Annotated in this window: 31 protein-coding genes; 19 read left to right on the forward strand and 12 right to left on the reverse strand. The window is 52.0% G+C overall.

Features of this window, described 5'->3' with window-relative positions:
• Positions 1-59: 59 nt before the first annotated feature.
• Positions 60-1145: a tRNA 2-selenouridine(34) synthase MnmH gene (mnmH, locus tag HV261_RS19955; RefSeq protein WP_202039235.1), complete on the forward strand. Its 1086-nt coding sequence runs from the start codon at positions 60-62 to the stop codon at positions 1143-1145.
• Here the strand turns inward: mnmH and HV261_RS19960 are convergent, their stop codons facing one another.
• From HV261_RS19960 to ybbA, 6 genes are all read right to left on the reverse strand, one after another.
• On the reverse strand, positions 1146-1805 hold the full coding sequence (locus HV261_RS19960) for a methionine ABC transporter permease (protein ID WP_005125237.1): 660 nt from the start codon (positions 1803-1805) through the stop codon (positions 1146-1148).
• Positions 1798-2814 (reverse strand): virulence-associated ABC transporter ATP-binding protein SfbB, encoded by a 1017-nt coding sequence (sfbB, locus tag HV261_RS19965; protein WP_202039236.1) that lies wholly within the window; start codon positions 2812-2814, stop codon positions 1798-1800. The genes HV261_RS19960 and sfbB overlap by 8 nt, the downstream gene beginning before the upstream one ends.
• Positions 2815-2876: 62 nt before the next feature.
• A complete protein-coding gene (locus tag HV261_RS19970) occupies positions 2877-3707 on the reverse strand; it encodes a MetQ/NlpA family ABC transporter substrate-binding protein (protein WP_202039237.1) in 831 nt (276 codons plus the stop codon).
• Between the two features lie 261 nt (positions 3708-3968).
• Positions 3969-5102, reverse strand: a complete 1134-nt coding sequence (locus HV261_RS19975; protein WP_202039238.1) for a porin — start codon at positions 5100-5102, stop codon at positions 3969-3971.
• A gap of 186 nt (positions 5103-5288) precedes the next feature.
• The gene (ybbP, locus tag HV261_RS19980; protein WP_202039239.1) at positions 5289-7703 is read right to left on the reverse strand and encodes a putative ABC transporter permease subunit YbbP; all 2415 of its coding nucleotides are present in this window, start codon (positions 7701-7703) and stop codon (positions 5289-5291) included.
• Positions 7700-8386 carry a putative ABC transporter ATP-binding protein YbbA gene (gene ybbA / locus HV261_RS19985; protein ID WP_202039240.1) on the reverse strand — a complete coding sequence of 229 codons (687 nt, stop codon included), beginning with the start codon at positions 8384-8386 and terminating at the stop codon, positions 7700-7702. The genes ybbP and ybbA overlap by 4 nt, the downstream gene beginning before the upstream one ends.
• On the opposite strand from ybbA, the gene tesA reads away from it, so the two are divergent.
• From tesA to HV261_RS20000, 3 genes are all read left to right on the forward strand, one after another.
• Entirely contained in the window at positions 8357-8971 is a 615-nt protein-coding gene (gene tesA / locus HV261_RS19990) for a multifunctional acyl-CoA thioesterase I/protease I/lysophospholipase L1 (RefSeq protein WP_202039728.1), read from the forward strand. The two genes, ybbA and tesA, sit on opposite strands and share 30 nt — an antisense overlap.
• Positions 8972-9134: 163 nt before the next feature.
• Positions 9135-9905, forward strand: coding sequence for an SDR family oxidoreductase (locus HV261_RS19995; protein ID WP_137384589.1), 771 nt, complete (start codon positions 9135-9137; stop codon positions 9903-9905).
• A gap of 59 nt (positions 9906-9964) precedes the next feature.
• Entirely contained in the window at positions 9965-10819 is an 855-nt protein-coding gene (locus HV261_RS20000) for a co-chaperone YbbN (protein WP_202039241.1), read from the forward strand.
• Positions 10820-10913: 94 nt separating this feature from the next.
• Here the strand turns inward: HV261_RS20000 and fetB are convergent, their stop codons facing one another.
• Together fetB and fetA are read right to left on the reverse strand one after the other, a co-directional pair.
• Entirely contained in the window at positions 10914-11693 is a 780-nt protein-coding gene (gene fetB, locus HV261_RS20005; RefSeq protein ID WP_202039242.1) for an iron efflux ABC transporter permease subunit FetB, read from the reverse strand.
• Positions 11686-12357 carry an iron efflux ABC transporter ATP-binding subunit FetA gene (fetA, locus tag HV261_RS20010; RefSeq protein WP_202039243.1) on the reverse strand — a complete coding sequence of 224 codons (672 nt, stop codon included), beginning with the start codon at positions 12355-12357 and terminating at the stop codon, positions 11686-11688. The genes fetB and fetA overlap by 8 nt, the downstream gene beginning before the upstream one ends.
• 134 nt (positions 12358-12491) lie before the next feature.
• Here fetA and HV261_RS20015 point away from each other — a divergent pair, with 134 nt between their 5' ends.
• The 4 genes from HV261_RS20015 to HV261_RS20030 are packed head-to-tail and all read left to right on the forward strand — an operon-like array spanning position 12492 to position 16715.
• A complete protein-coding gene (locus HV261_RS20015; protein ID WP_005125227.1) occupies positions 12492-13409 on the forward strand; it encodes an SPFH domain-containing protein in 918 nt (305 codons plus the stop codon).
• Positions 13406-13864, forward strand: a complete 459-nt coding sequence (locus HV261_RS20020) for an NfeD family protein (RefSeq protein WP_202039244.1) — start codon at positions 13406-13408, stop codon at positions 13862-13864. Before HV261_RS20015 ends, HV261_RS20020 begins: the two co-directional genes overlap by 4 nt.
• 20 nt (positions 13865-13884) lie before the next feature.
• On the forward strand, positions 13885-16029 hold the full coding sequence (locus HV261_RS20025; protein WP_202039245.1) for a PA5441 family protein: 2145 nt from the start codon (positions 13885-13887) through the stop codon (positions 16027-16029).
• Positions 15999-16715: a DUF3142 domain-containing protein gene (locus HV261_RS20030; protein ID WP_202039246.1), complete on the forward strand. Its 717-nt coding sequence runs from the start codon at positions 15999-16001 to the stop codon at positions 16713-16715. The genes HV261_RS20025 and HV261_RS20030 overlap by 31 nt, the downstream gene beginning before the upstream one ends.
• Here the strand turns inward: HV261_RS20030 and cueR are convergent.
• From cueR to HV261_RS20045, 3 genes are all read right to left on the reverse strand, one after another.
• Positions 16712-17122 (reverse strand): Cu(I)-responsive transcriptional regulator, encoded by a 411-nt coding sequence (gene cueR, locus HV261_RS20035; RefSeq protein ID WP_126318972.1) that lies wholly within the window; start codon positions 17120-17122, stop codon positions 16712-16714. The genes HV261_RS20030 and cueR overlap by 4 nt on opposite strands.
• A gap of 87 nt (positions 17123-17209) precedes the next feature.
• Positions 17210-18232, reverse strand: a complete 1023-nt coding sequence (locus HV261_RS20040; protein WP_003835817.1) for a phage integrase — start codon at positions 18230-18232, stop codon at positions 17210-17212.
• Between the two features lie 69 nt (positions 18233-18301).
• Positions 18302-18601 carry a helix-turn-helix transcriptional regulator gene (locus HV261_RS20045; protein ID WP_124021247.1) on the reverse strand — a complete coding sequence of 100 codons (300 nt, stop codon included), beginning with the start codon at positions 18599-18601 and terminating at the stop codon, positions 18302-18304.
• A gap of 248 nt (positions 18602-18849) precedes the next feature.
• Between HV261_RS20045 and HV261_RS20050 the strand changes: the two genes are divergently transcribed.
• The 9 genes from HV261_RS20050 (at position 18850) to HV261_RS20090 (ending at position 22081) form a co-directional block, all read left to right on the forward strand.
• Entirely contained in the window at positions 18850-19185 is a 336-nt protein-coding gene (locus tag HV261_RS20050) for a hypothetical protein (protein ID WP_003835821.1), read from the forward strand.
• Between the two features lie 13 nt (positions 19186-19198).
• Positions 19199-19456, forward strand: a complete 258-nt coding sequence (locus HV261_RS20055) for a DUF4761 family protein (protein ID WP_124021246.1) — start codon at positions 19199-19201, stop codon at positions 19454-19456.
• Between the two features lie 12 nt (positions 19457-19468).
• Positions 19469-19648: a hypothetical protein gene (locus HV261_RS20060; protein ID WP_124021245.1), complete on the forward strand. Its 180-nt coding sequence runs from the start codon at positions 19469-19471 to the stop codon at positions 19646-19648.
• Between the two features lie 12 nt (positions 19649-19660).
• Positions 19661-19888 carry a phage filamentation protein Fil family protein gene (locus tag HV261_RS20065; RefSeq protein WP_202039247.1) on the forward strand — a complete coding sequence of 76 codons (228 nt, stop codon included), beginning with the start codon at positions 19661-19663 and terminating at the stop codon, positions 19886-19888.
• A gap of 15 nt (positions 19889-19903) precedes the next feature.
• Positions 19904-20176, forward strand: a complete 273-nt coding sequence (locus tag HV261_RS20070) for a hypothetical protein (RefSeq protein WP_101743133.1) — start codon at positions 19904-19906, stop codon at positions 20174-20176.
• Between the two features lie 69 nt (positions 20177-20245).
• A complete protein-coding gene (locus tag HV261_RS20075; RefSeq protein ID WP_124021243.1) occupies positions 20246-20470 on the forward strand; it encodes a hypothetical protein in 225 nt (74 codons plus the stop codon).
• Positions 20467-21015 (forward strand): 3'-5' exonuclease, encoded by a 549-nt coding sequence (locus HV261_RS20080; RefSeq protein WP_124021242.1) that lies wholly within the window; start codon positions 20467-20469, stop codon positions 21013-21015. Before HV261_RS20075 ends, HV261_RS20080 begins: the two co-directional genes overlap by 4 nt.
• An 8-nt stretch (positions 21016-21023) precedes the next feature.
• On the forward strand, positions 21024-21884 hold the full coding sequence (locus HV261_RS20085) for a DNA adenine methylase (protein ID WP_202039729.1): 861 nt from the start codon (positions 21024-21026) through the stop codon (positions 21882-21884).
• The gene (locus HV261_RS20090; protein ID WP_202039248.1) at positions 21884-22081 is read left to right on the forward strand and encodes a hypothetical protein; all 198 of its coding nucleotides are present in this window, start codon (positions 21884-21886) and stop codon (positions 22079-22081) included. Before HV261_RS20085 ends, HV261_RS20090 begins: the two co-directional genes overlap by 1 nt.
• 62 nt (positions 22082-22143) lie before the next feature.
• Here the strand turns inward: HV261_RS20090 and HV261_RS20095 are convergent, their stop codons facing one another.
• Complete coding sequence (locus HV261_RS20095; RefSeq protein WP_202039249.1) at positions 22144-22542, reverse strand: hypothetical protein; 399 nt, start codon at positions 22540-22542, stop codon at positions 22144-22146.
• A 40-nt stretch (positions 22543-22582) separates the two neighbouring features.
• On the opposite strand from HV261_RS20095, the gene HV261_RS20100 reads away from it, so the two are divergent.
• Positions 22583-25309 (forward strand): replication endonuclease, encoded by a 2727-nt coding sequence (locus tag HV261_RS20100; RefSeq protein ID WP_202039250.1) that lies wholly within the window; start codon positions 22583-22585, stop codon positions 25307-25309.
• Positions 25310-25558: 249 nt separating this feature from the next.
• Positions 25559-25879 (forward strand): hypothetical protein, encoded by a 321-nt coding sequence (locus HV261_RS20105; protein ID WP_199953261.1) that lies wholly within the window; start codon positions 25559-25561, stop codon positions 25877-25879.
• The last annotated feature ends 185 nt before the right edge of the window (positions 25880-26064 follow it).

The raw sequence follows: 26064 nt of genomic DNA on the forward strand, positions 1-26064 counted from the left end.
GCCCCTCTTCAGGCGCGTAAAATCCCCTCCATTGCTGTTTTGTATTTTCAGGACTGAACATGAACGATGGAACGGACTATCGCGCGATCCTGCTCGCCGGTACGCCTTTAATCGATGTACGCGCCCCCGTCGAATTTCAACAGGGTGCGATGCCGGGTGCGATCAATCTCCCCCTAATGAACGATGACGAACGCGCCGCGGTCGGGACCTGCTATAAACGTCAGGGACCGGAGGCGGCGCTCGCATTGGGCCACCAACTGGTCTCGGGTGAAACCCGTCAGCAGCGAATGAACGCCTGGCTGGACGCCTGTCGCCAGCATCCAGAGGGATACTTGTGCTGTGCCCGCGGCGGCCAGCGCTCGCACATCGTGCAACACTGGTTGCAGGAGTCTGGTATCAACTATCCGCTGATAAAAGGTGGTTATAAGGCGCTGCGCCAGGCGACGATACAGCTGACGGAAACGCTGGTGCAAAAACCTATCGTCCTGATTGGCGGCTGTACTGGAAGCGGAAAAACGCTGTTGGTACAACAGCAGCCAAACGGCGTGGATCTCGAAGGTCTGGCACATCATCGCGGTTCCTCTTTTGGCCGCACCGTTGAACCACAGCTGAGCCAGGCGAGCTTCGAAAACCTGCTGGCGGTCGAAATGCTGAAAACCGACAGCCGCCAGGATCTGCGTTTGTGGGTACTGGAAGATGAAGGCCGCATGATTGGTGCCAACCATTTGCCCGAATGTTTACGTGATCGTATGGCCCAGGCATCCATTGCGGTGGTGGAAGATCCCTTTGAGTTACGCCTGGAGCGACTGCGCGAAGAGTATTTTGTCCGTATGCACCACGATTTCACCCGCGTTTACGGGGAAACTCAGGGCTGGCAGGAGTACAGTGACTATCTGCATCACGGCCTGTTCGCCATCCGCCGTCGTCTGGGGTTACAACGCTTTGCGGAGCTAACCGCGCAGCTCGACGTTGCCCTGCGCGAACAGCAGACGACAGGCAGCACCGACGCTCATATGGGCTGGCTGGTGCCGTTACTCAACGAGTATTACGACCCGATGTATCGCTATCAACTGGAAAAGAAAGCCGCGAAAATCGTCTTTCGCGGCACATGGCATGATGTTGCCGAATGGCTTAACGCACAGTGATCAGTGTCTGTCGCGCTTATCCGCGCGTTTCGCCAACCAGTCGCCCAGCACCTGAACCACCTGCACCAGAATAATCAGCGCCACGACCGTAACAATCATGACCTGGGTTTCGTAGCGGTAATAACCAAAGCGAATGGCCAGGTCGCCTACCCCGCCACCACCCACGATCCCAGCCATCGCGGAGTAACCGATCAGACTCACCAGCGTTATCGTCAGCCCACGCAGTAATCCCGCGCTGGCTTCCGGTAACAGCACGGTGCAGATAATACGCATCGGGCTGGCGCCAAACGCTTCCGCGGCTTCGATAATGCCTTTATCAACCTCACGTAACGCGCTGTCCACCAGTCGGGCATAAAACGCAATCGCCGCTACAGAGAGCGGGACCGACGCCGCAATCGGTCCGATGGTGTTCCCGAGCAGAAACTGGGTTAACGGCAGCAACAGCACCAACAGGATCACAAACGGTACCGAACGGATAATGTTCACCAGCACAGAACTGAGCAGATACACGAAACGGTTCTGCCAGAATAAATGCCGGTCGGTGACAAAAATAAGAAACCCTAACGGCAGGCCGCCAACGATCGCCAGTACGGTTGAGATACTCAGCATCTGGAAGGTTTCATTAAACGCCAGCGTCAAATCCGGCAATAAATCATCCACGAATCACCTCCACCTGTGCGGTACGTTGACGAATATGTTCCACAGCGGTATCGACCGCAGAAGGATTATGCGGGGCGGTCAGTTGTACGACCAAAATACCCAGCGCACGCTCACCGATATACTCAATTTTGCCGTGCAGAATGTTCACCGCCACGCCAAATTTAACCGCCACTTCTGACAACACCGGCTGTTCCGCCGAATCGCCGATGAACAGAATTTTTAGCAACTGGCCAGGCAGATGCTGGCGCAGTCGCTCGGGCAGCGTCAAATTGAGGGTATGCGACACCAGTTGCTGCGTGAACGCGTGCTGCGGGTGGGCAAAGACATCAAACACCTCACCGGACTCCACCACCTTGCCACCGGACATCACCGCCACGCGATCGCAAATTGATTTGATCACATTCATCTCGTGAGTGATCAGCACGATCGTGATCCCCAGTTGTTGGTTGATCTGCTTAAGCAGAGCCAGAATGGTGGCCGATGTTTCCAGATCTAACGCGGAAGTGGGTTCATCGCAAAGCAGTACATCCGGGTGGTTGGCAATGGCGCGGGCAATACCCACGCGCTGTTTTTGTCCGCCGCTGAGCTGTACCGGAAAACGGTTTGCTTTATCCGCTAACCCGACCAGCGCTAAGATCTCCGCCACGCGTGGCGCGATTTTGCTGCGCTCCCATCCGGCAGCCTTCAGGCTAAAAGCAACGTTTTGCGCCACCGTGCGGGTGTGCATCAAATTAAAATGTTGAAAAATCATCCCGATACGCTGACGGGCCTTACGTAAGTGCGTTCCTTCCAGCGCTGAAATTTCAACACCGTTCACCTTCACGCTTCCCTGGCTTGGGCGCGTTAAGGCGTTCAGGGTACGCAGCAGCGTACTTTTCCCCGCCCCACTGGTTCCCACAATGCCAAATATCTCACCTGCGCCGATGCGCAGGCTGACCTCATCAACCGCCCGGGTTGACGGTCCACGGCCTGCGCTGAAATCCACGCAAACCTTATCTATCTCAATCATACCGACCTCAGAAATGCGAAAAGGGCAGTCGTTGCTGCCCTGTTAAACCTTAAGCGCAGCGATTATTGGGCTGCCGTCATCCATTCCGGCTTCTGGAAGGCGCTATAGATATTGTTCGGATCGTCTATCACCGCACGATAAGCCGGAGATTTCACCGCTTCAACAATGTCTTTGGCGAACGGTTTATCTGCATCTTCACTGCGTACCGCAATGATATTTTTCAGGTTTTCATCCAGGTGCTCTTGCTTGATCGCACTGGCGAGATCCAGTTTTGCCGCAACCGCAAAGTTACCGTTAACCAGTGCCCCGGTCACACCATCCAGCGTACGCGGCAACTGTGCCGCTTCCAGCGGTTTAAACACCAGTCCTTTCGGGTTACTGGCGATATCACGTTCAGAAGCTTTAGTGGGATCAATATTGTCTTTGATGGTGATAAGGTCGATAGATTGCAGGAAGCGCAAACCGCGAGCCAGGTTCGTCGGATCGTTAGAAAGTGTGATGACATCACCTTTCTTCAGTTCATCCAGGCTCTTGATTTTATGCGAGTAAAAACCCATTCCCGCCGTTGGAACAACGATGAGCTTACTCAATTTCAACCCTTTGTCGGCGGTGAATTTGTCAAAATAAAGCGAGTGCTGAAACAGGTTTGCGTCAATGCTGCCGTTGGAGAGCGCCATGTTTGGCTGCACGTAGTCACTAAATTCGCGCACCACCACCTTGTAGCCTTTCTCTTTCAGCGTAGGGGCAATGGCTTGTTTCACCATATCGCCATACGGACCCGGTGCGACGCCAAATACGATGGTGTGCGGATCACTGTTTGCATGAGCAAATTGTAATCCGCAGGCCAGTAACAGCGCCCCGGTCGCGACGCGTAAACTCTGACGCAATCCCATATTCTCTCCATTTTAACGTTGTGGTGTCATGTCTCACGCCGTTCTTGCGGCGTTGTTCTTGTTGGCCCGTTAACAGGCTGATTGTTAACATGACACAGATCACAACCTGCTGTCCTTGAAATTATTTCATGATGTTGCAGAGTATGTTTTTAAATGAGAGAAGGCATAAAAAAGCCGGATGTCGGCACACGTGCCTAATCCGGCCTACAACAACTCTCTTAGGCCCGATAAACGCAAGCGCATCGGGCGGCAGGGGTTCGATTAGAAGTCGTAACGCAGACGAACCAGGTTCATATCACCCAGATTGTCGGTGCTGGAAGTGAATACGTGTTCGTAATCAACACGGAAACCGTAATCCAGTTGGAAGCTGATACCCACGCCGTTGTCGGTACGCAGATAGTTACGGCCATTCACGTACTCAATACGGTCGCCCATAAAGTAAGGCTGAACGGATTTCAGCGCATACTGACCCACCGGGAAGGTGTAACCCGCGAAGTATTCCAGACCCCACGCATCACCGGCAAAGTAATCGTTAACAGACACTTTTTTGGTGGTCATGAAGTTTTGATACCAACCGCCGCCCAGCGAGAAGATCCAGTTGTCCGGTTTCCAGCTCAGCGCAGTACCGACGATGTTTTGATCGTAGGTTTTGCTGGTGTTGCCACGCATCTCCGCGCGGGTGTAGTTCCACGCCGTACCCCAGGTCAGGTCATCCGTAATATGATAATCCACACCCAGTGAACCGCCGCCTTTACGTTTGTAACGCAGGCCGTTATTCGGGTTGTAGTCATCGCTGAACAGATAAGAAGCGTAGAGATCAACATCTCCAACAGTGTTTTTATACTTCAGCGACTTACGTGTACGATATGAACCGTCATAGTCGCCGTTGATCCCGTTACCTGGTGCCTGACCGATCATGTCGTAGTCCCAGATATCCGTTTTCGCGCCAACCACATCATAGTAAATGCTGTTCTGTTGACCGAAGGTCAGCGTACCCCAGGTCGCGCTCTTCAGACCGGTGTACAGCATACGGCGCGTGGTATCGTTGGCGCCGTCAGCATAGTGATTATCCCAGTTGAACATCGCCGGGAAGTTAACGCCCAGCTCGTAGTAACTCACCCAACTGATGTCATCAAACAGATAGTAATCAGCAGCGAAGCGGAAACGAGTACCGCCGTCGAAACCATTACGTTTGTAACCATTCTTACCATCATCGCCAGCCATATTCTGGAACTGCGGACGAATACTCCCGCCGACGGTGAAGTTAAGACGGCTCAGCGGATTGCCCGCCTGCGGATCTTGTTTCAGGACCGTGATTTCCGCCTGGGAGGCGAAAGTCGTTAATGCCACTGCTGCGCCGATCGATACTGCCAGCGCTGTTTTTTTTATAGTCATTATTTGTACCTTGATAGATAGCCTGCCAATTATTCAGCGTACAAATATTAACGTTTATTAATACACTCGTGTTGTCGGGTTTTTATTGTTCTGTGCTGTTAAATATCAACGAGTTATCAATTTGTGCTACATAGATAAAAAACGCACCGATTTAAAAAACCGGTGCGTAATCATCACTAATATGAATTAACTACTGAACTGACGGAACAGCGCTTTGCCTTTTAACAGACGCGAGCCAAGCCATCCACCGCATAGGGAGAGTAGCAACGCCCCGCAGAAGGGTAATACGACCCACAGTCGCCAGTCAGGTTCCCAAGGGAAATCAAAGACTTTTGTTTGCAGAACCGCCAGCGCCGTTTCCGCACCGATGGCCGCCACCAGGCCGGAGACCATCCCCAACATGGCGAACTCGCACCACAGCGTAGTACGCAGCAATTTCTTACCCGCGCCCAGCGTTCGCCAGACCACCAGCTCCTGATGACGCTGACGCATCCCCACCTGAACCTGCGCCAGCAGCAATAACATGCCGCAAGCGGTGACCAGAACCACCATCACTTCCAGCGCGCGACTCACCTGCTCAAGTACCTGACTGACCTGTTTGAGGATCGCGCCAATATCCAGCAGGCTGATGGTCGGGAATTCGCGGTTAAGCTGCGTCAACATGCCGTTGCCGTTCTCCCAACGAAAGCTGGTTAACCAGCTCTGGGGCTGATCGTCGAGCGCACCGGAAGGGAAGATAAAGAAGAAATTCGGTCGCAGGCTTTCCCAATCCACTTTTCGCAGGCTGCTTACCGTGGCACTGAAATCCTGGGTATCGCCCATAAAGGTCACACGATCGCCAAGCTTCACGTTTAAGCGCTTCGCCAGCCCCTCTTCCATCGACACTTCACCCGCTTTTGGCGGCCAGCTTCCGGCGGTAATCGGGTTATGATCCGGCCGGGTATCCTGCCAGGTCAGATTCAGTTCACGATTAAGCGCCTCGTCCTGATTACCTTCGGTGGCTTTGTCATTGATCGCCGTCAGACGCGCCCGTACGATCGGATAGAACGACTCCGGGATCACCTGATGTTCAGACAGGAACGCTTTCAGCGGCACCACCTGCTCGCTGGCGATGTTAATCAGGAAGTAGTTGGGGCTTTCTGGCGGCATTTGCTGCTGCCAGCGATCGAGCAGATCGCCACGCAGTACCAGCAGCAGCGCCAGCAGCATAAAGGAAAGCGAAAAGGCCGATAGCTGGCTGAGCGTTGACCACGGCTGGCGCAACAGTCGACTGACCGCTAAACGTAGCGGTAGCGACGTTAACGTCAGGCCACGCAGTACGTTGAGCAGCATCCAGCCCAGCACGCCGCACAAGAGCGCCAGTACAACCGCGCCGGCCAGCACCGCCCACAGCAGCATGCTCCCCCCCATCAGTCCGGCAAGCAGCGCGACCACAACGATCAATACCACAGGCAAATAGAACTTCAGTGGCCAGACGTTGGCAACGACATCACGACGCAGTACCCGCAATGGCTGCGTCGCCAGCAGCAGCCGATAAGGACGTAGCCCCACCAATAGGGAAATGACAGTCATGGTGCCTAATGCCCATAGCCACGGCCAGGGGCTGGCAGGCGGCAACTCGCCGGGCAGAACCGGTTTGAGCAACACCACCAGCACGCGCTCAAATAACAGGCCAAACAGCCCCCCGGTTGCACCAGACAGCACCAGCACCATCAGCCACTGTCCAATAATCAGCTTACGCAGCTGCGCCCTGCCCGCGCCGAGCGTTTTCAGAATCGCCACCAGGTCGTAACGACTACGGCAATAGTGGCTCATCGCTACAGCAACTGCGGCCACCGCCAGCAGCAGCGTTAACAATGCAGAAAGCAGCAGGAATTGTTGCGAACGCTCAAGCGATTTCCCCAGTGCCCCTTCATCCTGTTCCAGCCCATACCAGCGCTGTTCTGGCTTCAGCTGTGGCAGCAACCACTTTTCATAGCCTTCTAATTGCTGCGGTGTCCCGCCAAATTTATAGCGCCAGGTCACCCGGCTTCCCGGCTGGACCGCTCCCGTTTTTTCAACATCCGCCATGTTCATCATCAGACGCGGCGCTATCTGGAACGGATTAAAGCCAGAGTCAGGTTCCTGCACCACTTCACCCGCAATGCGCAACGTGGCATCGCCAACGTCGATGGCGTCGCCGATTTTTAAGTTGAGCAGCGCCATCAAACGCGGCGCCAGCAGCACCGAGCCAGGCTGCGGTTTCAGCCCCGGCGGATGGGTCTGCAACGAGCCGTACATCGGATACACATCATCCACCGCTTTGACGTTCGCCAGTTGCGGCGTATCGCGGGCAAAAGTCATGGTGGCAAAGGTGAGCTGTTCCCCCACCTTCAGGCCACGCTGTCGCGCCTCGTCAATCCACGCTTTCGGCACGGTACGCGAACTTTGTAGCGACCGATCGCCCGCCATAAACTCACGGCTTTGCTGGCTCAGCCCTTTTTCCATACGATCGCTGATATTGCCCAGCGCCAGCACACAAGCTACCGCCAGGCTCAGCGCCAGCCAGACAATCAGTAATGAAGGCGAGCGCCATTCGCGCCAGAACCAGCGTGCAATCATGCCTCCTCCTGCAACTGTCCATTCACCAGGCGTAAACGCCGATCGCAACGCGCCGCCAGCTGCGGGTCATGGGTCACCAGAATCAGGGTGGTACCGTGTTCCCGGTTCAAAGAAAACAGCAGGTCGGCGATTTTGTCTCCGGTCTGGCGGTCCAGATTGCCCGTTGGTTCATCGGCAAACAGCACGTCAGGGCGACCGTTAAAGGCCCGCGCCAACGCCACGCGCTGCTGCTCACCGCCAGAAAGCTGAGCCGGAAGATGGTCGAGCCGTTTCCCCAACCCCAATTGTTCAAGCAGCGTTTTCGCACCATCGTGGCTTTTCCCACTGTGTTCTCCCCGCAACAGTGCAGGAAGCTCAACGTTCTCCAGTGCGTTCAGCGTTGGAATTAACATGAATGACTGGAAGACAAAGCCAACATGTCGCGCCCGTAACTGCGCCCGGGCCTCTTCGTCCATGGTATGCAGCGCCTGCCCCACCAGACTCACTTCACCACTGGAGCCATCGTCCAGCCCGGCAAGGATCGCCAGTAGCGTAGATTTCCCCGATCCTGATTCGCCAATCAGCGCAATGGTCTCGGCGCGTTTGACAACCAGTTCAACTCCGGTAAGGATGGATAGCTCGTGATCACCCTGACCGACGGATTTCTTAAGATGATGAACTTCAACAATGTTTTCCGCTGGCATTTGCCTTTCCTGTTCCTGGTTCTGTTAACTTTCCGCGTCGCCGCGGCGGACACGTTACTTATTCTGGGTGACAGCCTGAGCGCCGGATACCGTATGTCAGCCAGTGCGGCGTGGCCTGCACTGCTTAATGATAAATGGCACAGCAAAACACCGGTGGTAAATGCCAGTATTAGCGGCGATACCTCGCAGCAGGGTCTGGCCCGTCTGCCCGCATTACTGAAACAACATCAGCCGCGCTGGGTGCTGGTCGAACTGGGTGGCAACGACGGCCTGCGCGGGTTTGCACCTGCCCAAACTGAACAAACCCTGCGTACCATTTTGCAGGACGTAAAAGCGGCGAATGCCGAACCGCTGCTGATGCAAATTCGTCTGCCAGCAAACTACGGTCGCCGTTATAATGAAACCTTTAGCGCGATGTATCCCAAGCTTGCCAAAGAGTTTGATATTCCTCTGCTGCCCTTTTTTATGGAAGAGGTCTATCTGAAACCCCAATGGATGCAGGATGATGGTATCCATCCTAATCGTGACGCCCAGCCGTTTATTGCCGACTGGATGGCGAAACAATTGACTCCTTTTCTATCCTAAATAATTCGAGTTGTATGAAGGCGGCAAGTGAGAGAGTCCCCAGGAGCATAGATAACTATGTGACTGGGGTGAGCGAGCGTAGCCAACGCACAGACAACTTGAAGTATGACGGATATAGTAAATCACGACTCGTAAATCAACGGAGATCCTGACAGGTAAAGTTATGCAAAAATCGGTCTTAATAACAGGATGTTCCAGTGGTATTGGCCTGGAAAGTGCGCTTGAGCTTAAACGCCAGGGTTTTCGAATTCTGGCTGGCTGCCGCAAACCTGAGGATGTCGCGCGCATGAACGGCATGGGATTCACCGGCATATTGCTGGATCTCGACTCACCAGAAAGCGTGGATCGCGCCGCCGATGAGGCGATCGCCCTGACCGATAACCGTTTGTATGGGATCTTTAACAACGCCGGATTCGGCGTTTATGGCCCACTGTCCACCATCAGCCGCGAGCAAATGGAACAGCAGTTTTCCGCCAACTTTTTTGGCGCACATCAGCTCACCATGCGCCTGCTCCCCGCCATGTTACCTCATGGCGAAGGACGTATTGTGATGACCTCTTCAGTCATGGGATTAATTTCCACGCCAGGGCGCGGCGCGTATGCCGCCAGCAAATATGCGCTGGAAGCCTGGTCCGATGCGCTACGGATGGAACTTCGCCATAGCGGAATTAAGGTCAGCCTGATTGAACCCGGCCCCATTCGCACCCGCTTTACTGAAAACGTCAACCAGACCCAGAGTGATAAGCCCGTCGAGAACCCCGGTATTGCTGCACGGTTTACATTGGGTCCGGAGGCCGTTGTCGCCAAAGTGCGCCATGCTTTTGAGAGCGACAAACCCAAATTGCGTTATCCCGTTACGCTGGTGACCTGGGCTGTGACGTTGCTTAAACGTCTGCTGCCGGGCCGCGCAATGGACAAAATTTTACACGGCTGAGTTGAAGCCTGCTCGTCAGCCCCCATGTAGAAACAAATAGACGAATAGAGAGTGACTCCATGTCCGCACAAAATATTGTCAATATTAACGAATCAAATCTGCAGCAGACCCTTGAATTGTCGATGACCACCCCGGTCCTGTTCTATTTCTGGTCTGAACGTAGCCAACATTGTCTGCAATTAACGCCGGTACTGGAGAGTCTTGCTGCACAGTACAACGGCCAGTTTATTCTTGCCAAGCTGGACTGCGACGCCGAACAGATGATCGCGTCTCAGTTTGGTCTGCGTGCAATCCCAACGGTTTATCTGTTCCAGAACGGTCAGCCGGTCGATGGCTTCCAGGGACCGCAGCCGGAAGAGGTTATCCGTGCGCTGCTGGAAAAAGTATTGCCGAGTGAAGAAGAGCTAAAAGCACGTCAGGCGATTGAATTTATTGAAGCGGGTAACCACGCCGACGCCCTGCCGCTGTTGAAAGAAGCGTGGCAAATCTCCAACCAGAGCAGCGAAATTGGTCTGCTGCTGGCGGAAACGCAAATTGCGCTGAATCGTACTGAAGATGCTGAAGCTGTACTCAAAACCATCCCATTGCAGGATCAGGATACCCGTTATCAAGGGCTGGTCGCGCAAATTGAACTGCTGAAGCAGGCCGCAGATACGCCAGAAATTCAGCAGTTACAGCAACAAGTTACGAATAACCCGCAGGATGCGGCACTGGCAACGCAGCTGGCTATTCAATTGCACCAGGTTGGACGTAACGAAGAAGCGCTGGAACTCCTGTTCGGCCATTTGAAGAAAGATCTCGCGGCGGCTGATGGTCAGGCACGTAAGACCTTCCAGGAGATCCTCGCGGCGCTGGGTACCGGTGATGCGCTGGCGTCAAAATATCGTCGTCAGCTGTACGCACTGTTGTACTAATCCGTTTCATTTTGCCCGATGGCGCAGTGCTTATCGGGCCGACAAATACCACTCTCGTCGGCCGGATAAGCGGTAGCCGCTATCCGGCATCACATCACGGTTTCTTTAATGGCGTCACCACCAACTGGTGGCGTGAATTATAGAACTTCCGATAGGTTAAATAGCAGGCGATAATGGTCGACAGGCTGGCGGTAGAGAGCAGCATAAACGTCACCATAATCTGATACTTAATCGCTTTTACCGGATCGATACCGGCAAAGATCAATCCTGACATCATCCCCGGCAAACTCACCAGTCCGACGGTTTTCGCGGAGTCGATCGTTGGGATCAGCGATGCGCGAATACTGTCCCGAATAAGCGGTGCAGACGCTACTTTCGGCGTCGCGCCGAGGCTTAATTTCTCCTGAATTTGCTGCTGCTCACTGCTAAAGCGCTGCCCCAGGTTGTTGTAACATAACCCGACGGCCACCATCGCATTCCCGGCGATCATGCCGGAAATCGGGATCACCTGCATCGGTGCAAACTCGATGGAGCCTGACAGTACCAAAACGGCCAGCGTGACTCCCGCCCCCGAGGTAATGGCGATAAATGAGGAGATAAAAGCCTTATCAATATATTTACTGCGTTTTTGCGCGTTATATGCGGCGTTAAAGCAGATAAACAGCACCATCACTAAGGTCAGAATGCTGTGGTTGACGCCGAAAATATATTTCAGCACATAGCCTACGATAATAAGCTGGACAACCGCCCGGCAAACGCTCCAGATAATATCTTTTTCCAGTGCCAGTTTTTCTTTGTGGCTGATCAGCATCGCCACCACCACCAGCATCATCGCTAACGCCAGTGATTCGTTGGTAATATTATGCTCATTCATTGCTTACTTCCTGCATTTCTCCGGCATGCGGCTGAAGGATAATGACATTATCCGCATGATTAATTTCATCTTTGTCGTGCGTCACCCACAGTACAGCAATATTCTTATCGCGCACATAGCGGTGAATTAGCTCATTCACATTCCGTTTGTTGGCTTCATCCAGCGCGCTGGTGATTTCATCGAGCAGCAGGATTTTCGGCAGAAACTGCAAATTACGCATTAACGAGACGCGCTGCTTTTCGCCGCCGGACAGCTCATTGATGTTTTTTTTGAGGATTGCCTCGGGCAACTCAAATCGGGCCAGATCGGCCAGAAACACATCCGGTTCCGGACGTTTTTCGCGGATTTGCCAGGGGAAAATGAGGTTGTCGTAGACGGTATCACCAAACAAAGCGGGCGTTTGCGCGCAATAAGAGACCTGCTGACGATACGCTTCCGGCTTGAGGGTCGTTATCTCCTTCCCCTCAAAGATAATCTCACCCGCACTCGGGCTAATTAACGACGCAACAATTTTCAACAACGTGCTTTTACCGCAACCGGACTGGCCGGTAATCAGCTTAAATTCTCCGGCATTAAGATTAAAACTGATGTTATTAAGAATTTTCGTTGTTCCCGCCTGCCAGGCGACATTCTTTAACTGAAGCAGCATTCTGCTTTCTTCCATTACCAATCCCTTTTTTACCTCTTTCGTGCAGACAGTCTATCCCTGTAATTTATTATAGGGGAGCCCACCTTGATAAATCGGGTATAATTTGATTAATGAGGCAGTAAAGGACAGCACAACAGGAGGTTTCATCAATGCTCATTTTTATTCCTATTCTTATTTTTGTCGCGCTGGTCATCGTCGGCGCGGGCGTCAAAATCGTCCCGCAGGGATATCAGTGGACGGTAGAGCGTTTTGGCCGTTACACCAAAACCCTGCAACCGGGTTTAAGCCTTGTTGTACCGTTCATGGACCGTATTGGTCGTAAGATCAACATGATGGAACAGGTGCTTGATATCCCCTCTCAGGAAGTCATCTCCAAAGACAACGCCAATGTCGCGATTGATGCCGTGTGCTTTATTCAGGTCATCGACGCGCCGAAAGCGGCGTATGAAGTCAGCAACCTGGAACTGGCGATCATCAACCTGACCATGACCAACATCCGTACCGTTCTTGGCTCAATGGAACTCGATGAGATGCTCTCCCAGCGCGACAACATCAATACGCGCTTGCTGCATATCGTTGATGAAGCCACCAATCCCTGGGGCATCAAAATTACCCGTATCGAGATCCGCGATGTTCGTCCACCGGCAGAGCTTATCGATGCGATGAACGCGCAGATGAAAGCAGAGCGTACCAAGCGTGCCTACATTCTTGAAGCCGAGGGTATCCGTCAGGCGGAGATCGTCAAGGCCGAAGGTGAGAAACAGTCGAAAATCCTGAAAGCAGAAGGTGAACGCCAGTCCGCTTTCTTACAGGCCGAAGCACGTGAACGTTCAGCGGAAGCGGAAGCTCGTGCAACGCAGATGGTATCTGAAGCCATTGCCGCTGGGGACATCCAGGCTGTGAACTACTTTGTGGCACAGAAATACACCGAAGCGCTGCAACATATCGGTTCGTCGAATAACAGCAAAGTGGTGATGATGCCGCTGGATGCCAGCAGCCTGATGGGCTCCATCGCCGGGATCACTGAGCTGATTAAGGACAGCGCCAGCGAACGGAAAAAATCATGATAGCGATGATTCTGGTTCACCCACATATCTTCTGGCTTAGCCTCGGGGGTCTGCTATTGGCCGCCGAGATGCTGGGCGGTAACGGTTATCTGCTATGGAGCGGTGTAGCGGCGGTGATAACCGGGCTGGTTATCTGGCTCGTACCGCTCGACTGGGCGTGGCAGGGAGCAATGTTCGCCGTATTAACACTGCTGGCGGCCTGGTTGTGGTGGAAATGGCTGGCGAAGCGCGTGCAAGAGCAGAAACCGGCCGACAGTCCTCTTAATCAGCGCGGACAACAGTTGGTTGGCCGTCGGTTTACACTGGAAACCGCCCTGGTCAATGGTCGCGGACATATGCGCGTCGGCGACAGCTCGTGGCCCGTCAGCGCCAATGATGACTTAAGCGCCGGAACACACGTTGAAGTGGTTGCCGTTGAAGGCATAACTCTGGTAATCAAAGCCGTATCACCATAAAACAGACAGGAAATAAGACTATGGTCAGGAAGACACCCCTCGCCTTTGCCCTTTTCACCCTACTGGCAACTGCTCCTCAGGCGTTTGCCTCATCAGATATAGAAGATTGCAAATGGAGCGATGACCACTGTCTGCTGAAAGGCACGCCGACCTTCAGCCCCGGAAACGACAGCCGTGATAACCTGCTACGACTGCTGAGTCAGGAAAAATCGTTCGCCCTGCCGATACAGGCTATGCCTGAGGATATCACCCGCTCCCGTGATTTCTATTTCGCTTATCACCCGCAGTGGGATGACATCACGTCGCCCGCAGCCGCAGCCCCGGAGCAAAATGCTGATGACACGCTAACCCGGCAAATGGCCGAACTGCACATCAGCGCGGATGAGGTAATCCGCAATAATGATGATCTCGAAAACCGACATGTTTCGAATAATATGGGCAGCGCCAGTCAATTCTTTGCCGCACTGCTCGCCGATACGTCGTTGACGGTTGAACAACGCCAGGCTCTGGCGCAAGCGCGGATGGGGCTGTTGTCCGGCGCAACCCGCGAACAGATTGATGCCTCATTGACCACTCTGCCTGAGGATTCCGGTGCTCAACGCTATAAAACGTACCTGATTGCCGCCGCCAATTTCTATGCCGGTGATTATGTGAATGCCGAACAAGCGTTTGCTCAGCTAGCGAAAAGCGATCGCCCATGGCTGGCAGAAACGGCGCAGTACATGCTAATGCGCACAGCGCTGAATAAAAGTAGTCAGAACAGCGTCGGTGAATACGGTGATTTTGATATCACCAGGATTAACCACCAGGATGCCGCTCAGGCACAGACTCAGGCGCAAGCCTATCTGCAACGCTGGCCGCAAGGCCAGTACGCCGATTCGACACGCGGTATGCTGCGGCGTATCAACTGGTATTTACAAGCCTGGCCGCAGCTGGCCGGACTGTATGAGCAGGCCTTTGAGACGTCGGCCAATGCGCAGCAGTTGCGTGAGACCGTGACAGAATACGATAACGTCTACGGTATGCAATTCTATGAACAATCCGTGATTGAAGCCTTTCCTGATGCGCCCCGCGTAAGCTATATCGAACTGTTACGCGCACTGCGACTGAATAGCGATAAAAAACCCACGCTGACCCAGGCGCAACTTGATGCGAGCAAGCCGGTATTTGAACAAAGCCAACACATGCCACTGTGGCGCAATTTGCAGCTGAATTTATGGATGGCGGCGGGCAACTACGCGGCTATTGTTCAGGCAGTAACCCCGGCACAACAACTTCCCGCACACGATACGCTCGCGTTTAGCGAACAGGTGCTGTACGGCGAAGCGTTGATGGGCCAGAAGAATTGGACCGCGGCACGTGATTTCTGGCAGCAGCTGCTGAACGTGAGCAAAGATAACGAGCAGCAGCAATATGTACAGGCCAAGCTGGCGGCTACGCTGGTTTACAGTGGTGACAGCGCGGCGATATTCGCCCCGGACAGTGCGGTAACCAATCTGCGTTTCCGCTCTCAGGTGCTGAAAACACAGGCAACGCCAGAACTGTTGCGCCAGCAGGCTACCCATGGGCCTAACAATGAAGAGCGCACGATAGCTCTGCATACGTTGCTGGTTCGGGATCTTACCGAGAACCGTTTTGCGGACTGGCTGAATGACCGAAAACTGGCCCGTGCCATTAGCCAACCGGTTGTTGGCACCGCATTTGATGACGTCAATCTGAGCGTGTTTGACTGGAACGGAGATGCCGCTCAGGCCGGCTATACCTGCCGCAGCCTCAATGAAACGGTCACGGTATTAAGCCGCAAAGCCGATGATGCCCACGCGCTGAACTGTCTGGGTGAGTTCTTCCGTACCACACAAACCCATGTCGATCTGTGGAAGAACAGTAGCGGTAACGATGTGCTGGAAGTAGCCATTACGCGACAGGAGCCGTTCGGCCAGTTCGACAGGCAGCGCTATTATCAACAGGTTATCGCGTCCCCAACAGCGGAAGTCGAGGATAAAAGCTTTGCGCTGTATCGGGCCATCATGTGCTACTCCCCGTCAGGTTATAACGAATGCGGCGGCGAAGAGGTGGATAAATCACAGCGAAAAGACTGGTTCACGCAGTTAAAGACGCAGTATCCGGGAAGTCCGTGGGCGCAAAAACTCAAATACTACTGGTAATCGCGCTGCTGGCCGGTCAGGCACAGGCGGCAGATATCGTCGCCGCCCGTGACCATTCGGCCTTCTGGCTGTGGTCCGGGGTGAAAGCCAGTGCTGAACTGCAAAATGCGCAAACGGTCTATCTGCATCAGGGCGAGGTGCTGGTTCGATCGGGTAACGTGGTTTTCCAGCGTCTGGGACTGCCGGTCAGTCGTCTGACTTTTCCCTCAATCTGGCTGACGATCCGCTTTACCACGCTCGACGTACCGGAGGAGATTCCTGCCCGAATCATACGGCTGATGCAACGCTGGCAGAGCGCCGGCAACCACGTCGTCGGCCTGCAGGTCGATTTCGACGCGGCAACCCACCAGCTTACCGATTACGCCCGTTTTCTACAGCAGCTACGCCAACAGCTACCGGCCGAGTTTGCGCTTGGCGTGACTGGTCTGCTGGACTGGGCAAAAACCGGGGATGTCACCACGCTAAACGCACTGCCGGTCGATGAACTGGTGGTGCAGAGCTATCAGGGGCGTCAGACGGTGGCAAATTATCAGGCGTATCTGCCTGCACTCGCCCGTCTGCGCATTCCGTTTAAGCTGGGGCTGGTGCAAAACGGTAACCGGGATCTGCAGGCTGAGGCTCAGCTTGAAAAATCCCCGTGGTACCGTGGCACAGTGGTATTTATGCTCAATCCCCCTCGCCGTTAAGCCTTTGCTTTGTGATGGCAACAGCCGGAGAGGTTATCCATGATCGGGCATTCGGCGCTATCATCACCAGGGCAACTGTCCGCCAGCGCCAGCAAATGCAAGCGCATGGCCTGCAGCTCACTGATATGCCGCTCGATGTCCGCCACTTTTTCTAACGTGCGCTTTTTGACATCCGCGCTGTGACGCGCCGGATCGTTAAACAAATTGACCAGCTCACCGCACTCTTCCAGGTTAAAGCCAACCTGCCGCGCCTGACGCAGCAGCGTCAGTTCATTCAGATGCTGCTGGTTGTATGTGCGATAACCGTTTTCGCTACGTAGTGGCGGCGTCACTAAACCTTTTTCTTCATAAAAGCGTATCGCTTTACTGGTTAAACCGGTTTTTTTAGCAACATCGGATATATTCACATCTTCCCCCTTGACCTTCCCCTTGATGGGAGGTTTTCAAACTGCGCAGCACCGCAAGGCACTGCGCTAATTCAGTATATTACAGACTCAACTAACCCTCAAAACCCCTGCATTGCCTCCAGAGTGTGGACATAATGTGGACATTCCACTGAGGGGATTGTAGCTCACAGCGTCCAATAAATAGTCCGGCGCGAAGTGAGCGTAAGTCATTGTCTGTGATATGTCGGAATGACCAAGAATACGTTGTAACGCGATAATATTTCCGCCCTTGATCATGAAGTGCGTAGCGAACGTATGACGTAGCGCGTGCGCAGCTTGCCCATCTGGAAGATTGGGCTTTGCTTCCTTCATGCGCAGACGAAAGGTTTTATAGCTCACGCGGAACAACCTTCCTGACTCCCGATGTTTCACTATTTTTGCAATGTCGTCAGATATGGGAACCACTCTCCGATCTCCATTTTTAGTGATCGTAAACATCACCCTGTTACCGACAATGTTTTCAGCCTTAAGCTGGTAGGCTTCACCCCACCGAGCACCAGTGGCAAGTAGCAGAACGGCAATACGGTAGTAATCACCAGAGCACAGGGATAACAACCGGTTTACTTCCGACTCAGTGAAATACGACATTTCCGTTTTAGGCTCTTTCAGTGCTGAAATTGCTGTTACCGGATTCTCACCGTGAAACTCATCAATTTCAGCCATAGCTTTAAACACGCCACTAAGAGCAAACAGGTCATGATTTATCGTTGAAGCCTTAATCCCCTGCTCCAGTCTGTATGCGCGGTAGTCGATAAGGCATCGAGCATCAATCTGGTAAATCATGGGATCCCCCATATCCTGGCAAATGCAGTTAACAGCACTAAGCCTGCGGTTTGCATAGTTCTTATTCCGCCCTATTAACTGCCACCAAAGAGCAATGAACTCGCTTAGTTTTCGTTTATCAGCTGGTCTGTTCAGGTAATCATGATTTTGATACTTTGCAATGATGCTGCGCTCAAAAGCATGTGCGTCTGCTTTCCTATCAAACTTCCGCCGTATGCGCTTTCCGTCGCGCCCGCGCGGCCTTACATCCACTTCATAGCGACCATCTTCGAGTTTCTTAACGGACATAAGAAAACCCTCCAACAGTCAGATCACTATCCTGGTAACAAATAGTAAAAATGTAATGTTTATATAAAGTTAACCAATCTGTTTCCCGGAGGGGTCTGACTGAATTTCGTCTGGCCCATTGTGTGCGAGAGCCGGTGCTATTTGGCCTCGGCTCGGGTCCGTACGGTCGTACATGAACCACTCCTGGTACTTATGGAACCGTGGATGTCCAAAGAGCTTGATTGCTGACTCAAGAGTCATTTTGGTCGTGTCGCGCTCATACCCGCCATAAGTTGAATAACTCAACCCCGTTAAATCAGTAAGTTGGCGTTTAGTAAGGCGTTCAGATTCTCTGATAAGGCTTAATTTCTCACCTTGCGTCATTGACATAATGCTTTGATCTCGTCATATTACCCGATATCGGTCATTTGGTACTTAACTAAGCACAATGACCACCTTTAGGCAAAGAGGCTACATTAGCCTCAATATGCCTCAACGTTGGAGTCTAACAAATGACACAATCACGAGAAATCGAATTAAACGCGGGATCTCAACATTTACGGCAATTCCCATTAGATGTAGCCCGCGTTGCACGCACTTGCAAAATGACTACTTCGCAGGCTGACGGCATCAGGGACATGAACACTGAAGAACTTCAAAAGCAGATTTTCGTTACACCTGTTGAATTCGCCTACCTGACAGGCAGAACCCTCAAATCAGTTCGTAATCTGATGGATCGCGCACAACTGCCAGTCCACCGCGAGGGTATGCCAGGTTCAAAACGTCCAAAACGTTTCATCATGCTGCAAGAATACTGGGACGCTGTAGCACACTGCCGCGCACTAATTACCCCGGAAGAAAAACACTACATCGACCGCCTGATGCGAGATAAAGCAACTTATCGCCGCACCACTGGCAACAAACACAATGTGTTGAAACGTAATAGCCGTTCCACCCTACAAAACCGCGCATAAGGAGTAATTAGTAATGCGAAAACAGTATTCACAACACGGATCACATGCCGGAAGTATTCACGGCGCTGTACAGGTCAGTAAAAACACTTTCGCTTATCGCGGTTTCACCATTCGTAAAACGCCACGTAATATTTTTAACGCTCGTCAGACTTATTTGATAAACAAGCGTGACGATAAGGCAGAAACGGATAATTACTATGGCCGTGATTTCGCATTAGCAGAAGCCTGCGCCACGATTGACCGTATGTTAAAAAACAGCAGTTTCTTATAAATGAGGACTGCAATGATGATGGAAATGATGATCGGCGCAGTGCTCTTTATATTTGCAGTGCTGATTTTAAATCTGATTCAGTTTCTGATAAGACGGCATTGCAATAATGTCAAGCAACAGAAAGAGAAGCAGGTTTCTGAGTTCAAAGCCAGACGCGAAGAAGTAGAACGCAAGTCCCGCAGACAACTGTAGCAGGAACAAGATATGAACAATAACGCTCCATCACTTGCCAGCCTGTTAAGGCAGGGTTGCCAAGTCACGCACTGCCGCAATACTCGCGGTTGGATCGAGTGCCCAGACGGACGGTTCTTTAAACCAGAACCGAACAAGGTACGCTTTATTAAAGGTATGAGTAAGCCTTTTGTTTATACGAAAAAGATAAACAAAGGTTTGCTTATCACTCTGGTAAGAGCATTCAAAAAACTACTGTAGTGGTAGGAGGCTTACGTGTTTACTGAAGAGAAAACATCGTGGGAACGGGAAATGCTGATTCGCGAAGCGGTGGAGAACGCGGAGAAAGGTTTTACTGTTAATTTAAAAAATGGCGCACGCATTGTTGTAACTCCTGACAGTCCATCAATTGATTTAATTATTTATGGTCTGGAGAAAACAATTCGCGGAAATCATGAGCGGGCTCGAATGACCTTTATTGATTTTCTTTATTATTGGCATGAAAGGATATTTAAACAGGTTAAGCGGAAACCACGTCCTAATCACTAGCTAATCAGGTTTGAAAATTAAAGGCATTCATTATGTCGGGCTTCATTTTGCCTTTTTCAGGAGGTTGCCATGTCGGTTAAATCAATAAAACTGGAGAGCGGAATTAGTGATCCGGACTTTATGGAAATAAACACCAATGCACGGAAAAGCGAACGTGCTCACCTTCTTGGTCTGCTGCGTATTTTTATGAGCCAACTGAAAAAGGAAAGTGCCACTCAGGAAGAAATTCATTTATCAGTCGAGCGGTGGATCAGCAACCGCGAATTAATCATCAGTGAGGATAAAAGCTTATGAACAACATCATGTTAGATATTCGCGTATTGGGGAAATCCCCTGATTCTCCAGTGTTCGCTATTGAGTGCGTTTTTTTCGAACCATCAACGGGGAAGATTGGCCCGCAATATTACCGTGCAATTGATATCAGAACCGTGGGCGGTATTTACCCTGAAACGGTTTTACAGCTCATGAAGGGGGATGCCGAACAACGTGCTGAGGTTATCAATGCTACCTGTCGAGAGATTGATGCTGTCAGTGGCGTCTGTCGTTTTATCAAAGACAATGCCTCAAAACACGAAAAACTCATTTGCTGGTCAGCCGGAGACTCAGCAGACGTTGCTACGCTCGCGTATGCTCTTTCCCGCCATGGTCTTGGTCCATCATTACCGTCTTTCGACATTCGTTACCTATCAACATTGATCCATATCGCTGGCGTTACCGGGTATGTCCCGCATCCGCGCCGTTCTACAGCGACTTATATGCTGACAGATGCTGTTTATCGCGCCGAGCAGGTTTGCGAGATCTGGCAGCGCCTGACTTCCCCACACCTCGAATCGTTGTGAGGTTGAAAATGATTAAGTCACCTCTGAAATGGGCGGGTGGAAAAGCTCGCGTTATGCCGCAACTGCTGGAGCATTTGCCAAAAGCTGATTGTCTGATTGAGCCATTCGTTGGTAGCGGAACCGTATTTATGAATACGGAATACCGTCACTATGTGCTTTGCGATAGCAATCTGAATCTGATCAACTTCTTCCGTCAACTAACAGGCCGACCAGAGGACACAATTTCTGCCTGTCGCTGGATATTTAGCGGCGGGAATAATGCCGAGGAATTTTATAAGCGGCGAGCTGAATTCAATTCTCTGACCCAAAAAGCGGACTTAGATCCGGATGCTGCGTTGCTTCATGCTGCGTATTTTTTGTACCTGAATCGCCATACGTACAACGGTCTTTATCGCGAAAATCTGAAGGGGGAATTTAACTCGCCCTTTGGAAAATATGCCGCGCCTTACTTCCCTGAAAATGAAATGCGTTTGTTTGCTGAAAAGGCCAATGACACGAAAGCGCTTTTCCGTCATGGCGACTTTCGCGATTCAATCCTTGGCTCTATGCGGCTGGCTCATGAAGCAGTTATTTATTGCGACCCCCCATACATACCGGCCAGCAAAACAGCCAGTTTCACCACCTACGGCAAGCCGTTTACCCTGGATGATCATCGCGCCTTGGTTGCAGCCCTGCTCAATGTTAATCACCAGTATGGTCATCGCGCGGTGATATCCAACAGCGACACCCCGGAAACCCGCGAGATCTATTCCGCTTTCAATCTCCACTCCTTCAACGTTCGCCGCTCTGTTAGCGCTAAAAGCCGCGATATGGCTGGCGAGGTGATCGGTGTACTCCGCATATCTCACAAATTTAAAGAGGTGGCGTGATGGTAATTGACTCCATCCTGTGCCAGTTGGTCAGGCATGAAGAAGACGACATTCCGGGGCTGAATATGCTAGTCGAAACCATGGGCGAGATTGAAATCGTTTGGTTTTGCCCTGCGGAGAAGGTGGGCCTCAAAGGCTTGTGGGTGCATTGGCACCAGGTGGCTTTTTACGGGTTTGATGACGAGGTGCCATTCTGATGCCTTCTCATACTTTCTACAACGAAGTCGATGCCGGGTATGCTGCCCCCGGCACAACCAGACTACCGGGGAGAATCCTCAGGATCATCATCATTCCAAAAATAATCGTCATCATATTCAGGTTTGGGCGGTGGTGGGTTTCTCGGTATATCCGCCAGTTTCATTTTTCCTTTAGCGATATCCACTTTGACGGCAGGTGCTGCGAAAACGGCGTCATAGCCGCGAAACATTCCATCATCTGGAAGGAGGTTAACCAGGCCAAGCCTTTTCAGAAACTCGCAAATACTGACGTAATCCCCCAGACCAGAGCCAGTTATAGCTCGGTAGATAAAGCCATTGTGGTAGACAGCTACCGGATATTCCATGGAGCCCCAGGGATCCTCCGGCTGTTGCTCAAGCCACTGGCTGATTTTGTCATCGTAATCAGGTCGTTCGCATTCCCGCGTGTACCGATGTTCCATACTTCCCTCTTTTTCATGATTAGTTGTGCCTGGGTGAAATATGAGCACAACTAAATCATCCGTGCAAATAAACCCGGATTTATCAAAAGCCAATGGCCGTAATGAGAAGGTGAATTATGCCTATGTCTGGAATTCACCGGATTATGACATTGCGGCCGCCAACGGACTGACCTCAGCTCCAGCATCGTCACTCGCAGATGATACCGCTGTTACCGGAGGCATTACCTATCTCAATCCCGAGGGGGAACGCAAGACGCTGCCACCAGATGACATTATTGAGCTCTGCCCGACAACCGGACAGGGCGCGATAGAACGCGATCGACTCGCTCACGAACGTCGGGTAAAGCATATCCGACGCCGTCTTCAGGCTCTGCCTGCATTTATCCGTTACCGTTTCTCACGGCAACTGGAGGAACTGGGCGAGCAGGATCCATCCAGAGCGGTTAAATGGTTGTTTGGCACATTCGAACGCCATGTTTTACGCCGCGTTGATGCGGTGAATACGCAATACCTGCCACAAAGTACGCTTCCTGCAATTCTTTTACCGCTGCGTGATGACTTTCACCTGTTGCCGTGGGCGGACAAAAAACGCCTGAAAAGACTGGCGTATAAGCTTGCGAATCTGATGAAAAGCGAGTTTATGCGCGAGTTTGATTTTCAGTACGAACAGACAGCCGATCTGGAGTTTTCCTCGCTCTATGCCTACGGAGCCATAGCCAGCAAAGCAACGACGCTCAATCTCGCGATCCCTGGCTGGCAACGTTACTGCGATGAAGAACTGGATGCTGACGAAGCGTTGCGAGCAGCAGGAAGGCTTCACTCAGAAAAATGGTGGCTAGGCAAAATTCGCCGCATCCATGACCGCTGGCGCGAACATCTGATGATTGCAACGGGGTATGTCAGCAAACACGCCTCCCCGAAATGTTCAGAACCCTGCCTGAAAGAGTGGGCTGCGCAGAAGAAAGCAAACTTTGAATATCTCAGTGCTATGGAGCTTGAAGATCAGGATACCGGGGAGCGTTCGTCATTGTTTGACAAGGTCATGTCAAGCACAGCCAACCCAAAGATAGCGCGCCTTGAGCTGACCACCCGAGCAGCAGGATTTCAGGAAATAGCCGATGACATGGGGTTAGTCGGAATGTTCTACACCCTCACGGCCCCATCCAAATGCCATGCAATGCATATCGCCACGGGCAAACGCAACGATAAATATCGGAATACGGATCCCAGAACGACCCAGAAATATCTTTGCAAGGTATGGGCACGCACGCGGGCTGCATGGAAGCGCCGGGGTATCCGCACATTCGGTTTTCGTACTGCTGAACCTCATCACGATTCAACACCACACTGGCATCTCGTGCTGTGGTTCCGTCCTGAAGACGTGGAGGAAGCAACCGAGGTTTTCCGTATGCACGCCCTTAAAGAAGACGGCAACGAGCCGGGGGCGGACAAGCATCGCTTTAAGGTCGAACGGGAAGACAAGAGTCGTGGTCGCGCAATCGGCTATATCGTCAAATATATTTCGAAAAATATTGATGGTTACGGCATGGATGGTGAGGTGGATAAGGAAACCGGCAACCCCATCAAAGAAGAAGCCAGGCGCGTCAGGGCATGGGCTTCACGCTGGGGCATTCGTCAGTTCCAGCAGATTGGCGGCGCTCCCGTCACGACATGGCGCGAGCTTCGTCGCCTTGGAAGTCGCGAGCTGGTACTGCACCCGGAGATTGAACCCGTTCGCGCAGCTGCTGATGGCGCAAGCTGGAAGGACTACGTCCAGCTTCAGGGCGGAGCGTTTGTTGAGCGCGACCTGCTGAAGATCCGCCTGCACTACAGCACCACCGAAAACGGCAACGATTATGGTGATACGGTCTCAAAAATCGAAGGGATTTACTGCCCGCTGGCGGGCAGCGACGCCATCATCTACACCCGCACCGCTCAATACAAAATTGTACCGAAGCGCAAAAGCCAGGAAACAAAGGGTGTTGACCTTGATTTTCCAGGCGGCAACGCCGCCCCTTGGAGTTCTGTCAATAACTGTACGGGGCGCTCCGGAACGGACGAAAAACCACCGTTAAAAGTGGCGGTGCCAGCTGGTACCACACCGTCAAAACCGACGATGCATGCCGGTATTGATCACCCGGACAGTCAGATGACAGAACTTCCGCTGAATATCGAAGATTTGCGCCGATATTCACGCCAGCAACGGCAGGAAATCACCAGCAGACTGAAAAACTTTGGCCGCGAAAGCTCAGATCAAGCCTTCGAGCGTACCGCGCGCGGTCTGCGCACGTCTGTTGATGATGAAACTGCGTTGACGTGGGGGCCAAAAGTGGCAGCTGCGAAAGATATGAGCCTGACACCGGACGAGGCAGAACGGCGTTGGCGAGAACAGCTGCGGACCGAGGCGGAGCGGCGCGCGGATAACTATGCCGCTGCAGTTGCGGAATACCAGAAGAAAAAAGCCGAAGCGGCACTGCGGCAGGAACAGCAAAGAGAAGCTGCGAAACGAAACGGAGTCAGCCAGGAAACCATAGCCAGCATTGGCGCGCAGCTGCGTAGTTGCAGAATTTTCGTCAGTGATGACGTTGTGCGTTCGATTGCTGGCGGTGCCCGCGTTCGCCACGGTGGCGGACTGATTGCCATGAGTAATGGCCGGTTGCAGGAAGTGAAGGCATGGCGTGCCGGTGAGAAAGATAAACCGACGTCTGAATACGTGGCGGTATGTGACCTTGTCGTGCGCTGGAAGAAAGCAGTTAAGAAGAAATAACAAACTGAAATTAAAGGAGAAAATTAAACATTTGGAGTCGATTGGGAAAGAAAGCCAAATGAGATCCTGTCGTTAATGGGGTAATTTGCGGGATTTTCATCATGTTTTTAGTCGACCTTGCATTCCCGCCATTTTTCATCGCGGCGGCGTGATGTCAGTAACACCTACTTAAACTCGGTGATTGTAATTGTCTGATTATTGGTTTTTTATGTACAAAGGACTAGACAATACACAGCAAATGGAGGCGTTATGCCCGATATCACGAAAGACGATCTTTTATACGACGATTACAACTGGAAAGCTAAACAACAGGGTGATGACCCTAAAAAAAAGAAATCGGATGGCGAGCGCTTTAGCCGTTATGAAGGCTATGAAATGCTCTATCTCTTGAATGAAGGTTTTTCCGATAGCAGTACGATGTCAATCGAAACAAAACAGCGTATCGAATGGTCTATACGCGAACTCCTCCCATCTGGTACTCAATCGCGCAAAGATGTAGTGCATTGGGTAGCTAAAAATAAAGAGGAGCATGCGAAGGCATATAAAGAATATCAGGCAAGCAATAACTGATCCGGTTAAACAAAACCCGATCAAGAAGTGAGTTCTGCATGTTATAAAAACACCTCGTAAGAGGTGTTTTTTGTTGTGTAGAAGTGCTCTATGTTCCGATAGTGGATAAATGCGGATAATGTTGCACTTTTTCATCTATATGGTTGTCTATAGTATAGGTAACATGTGAAAAGAGTTAATCAGTA

The organism is Citrobacter sp. RHBSTW-00671 (assembly GCF_014103415.1).
Classification (GTDB): domain Bacteria; phylum Pseudomonadota; class Gammaproteobacteria; order Enterobacterales; family Enterobacteriaceae; genus Citrobacter.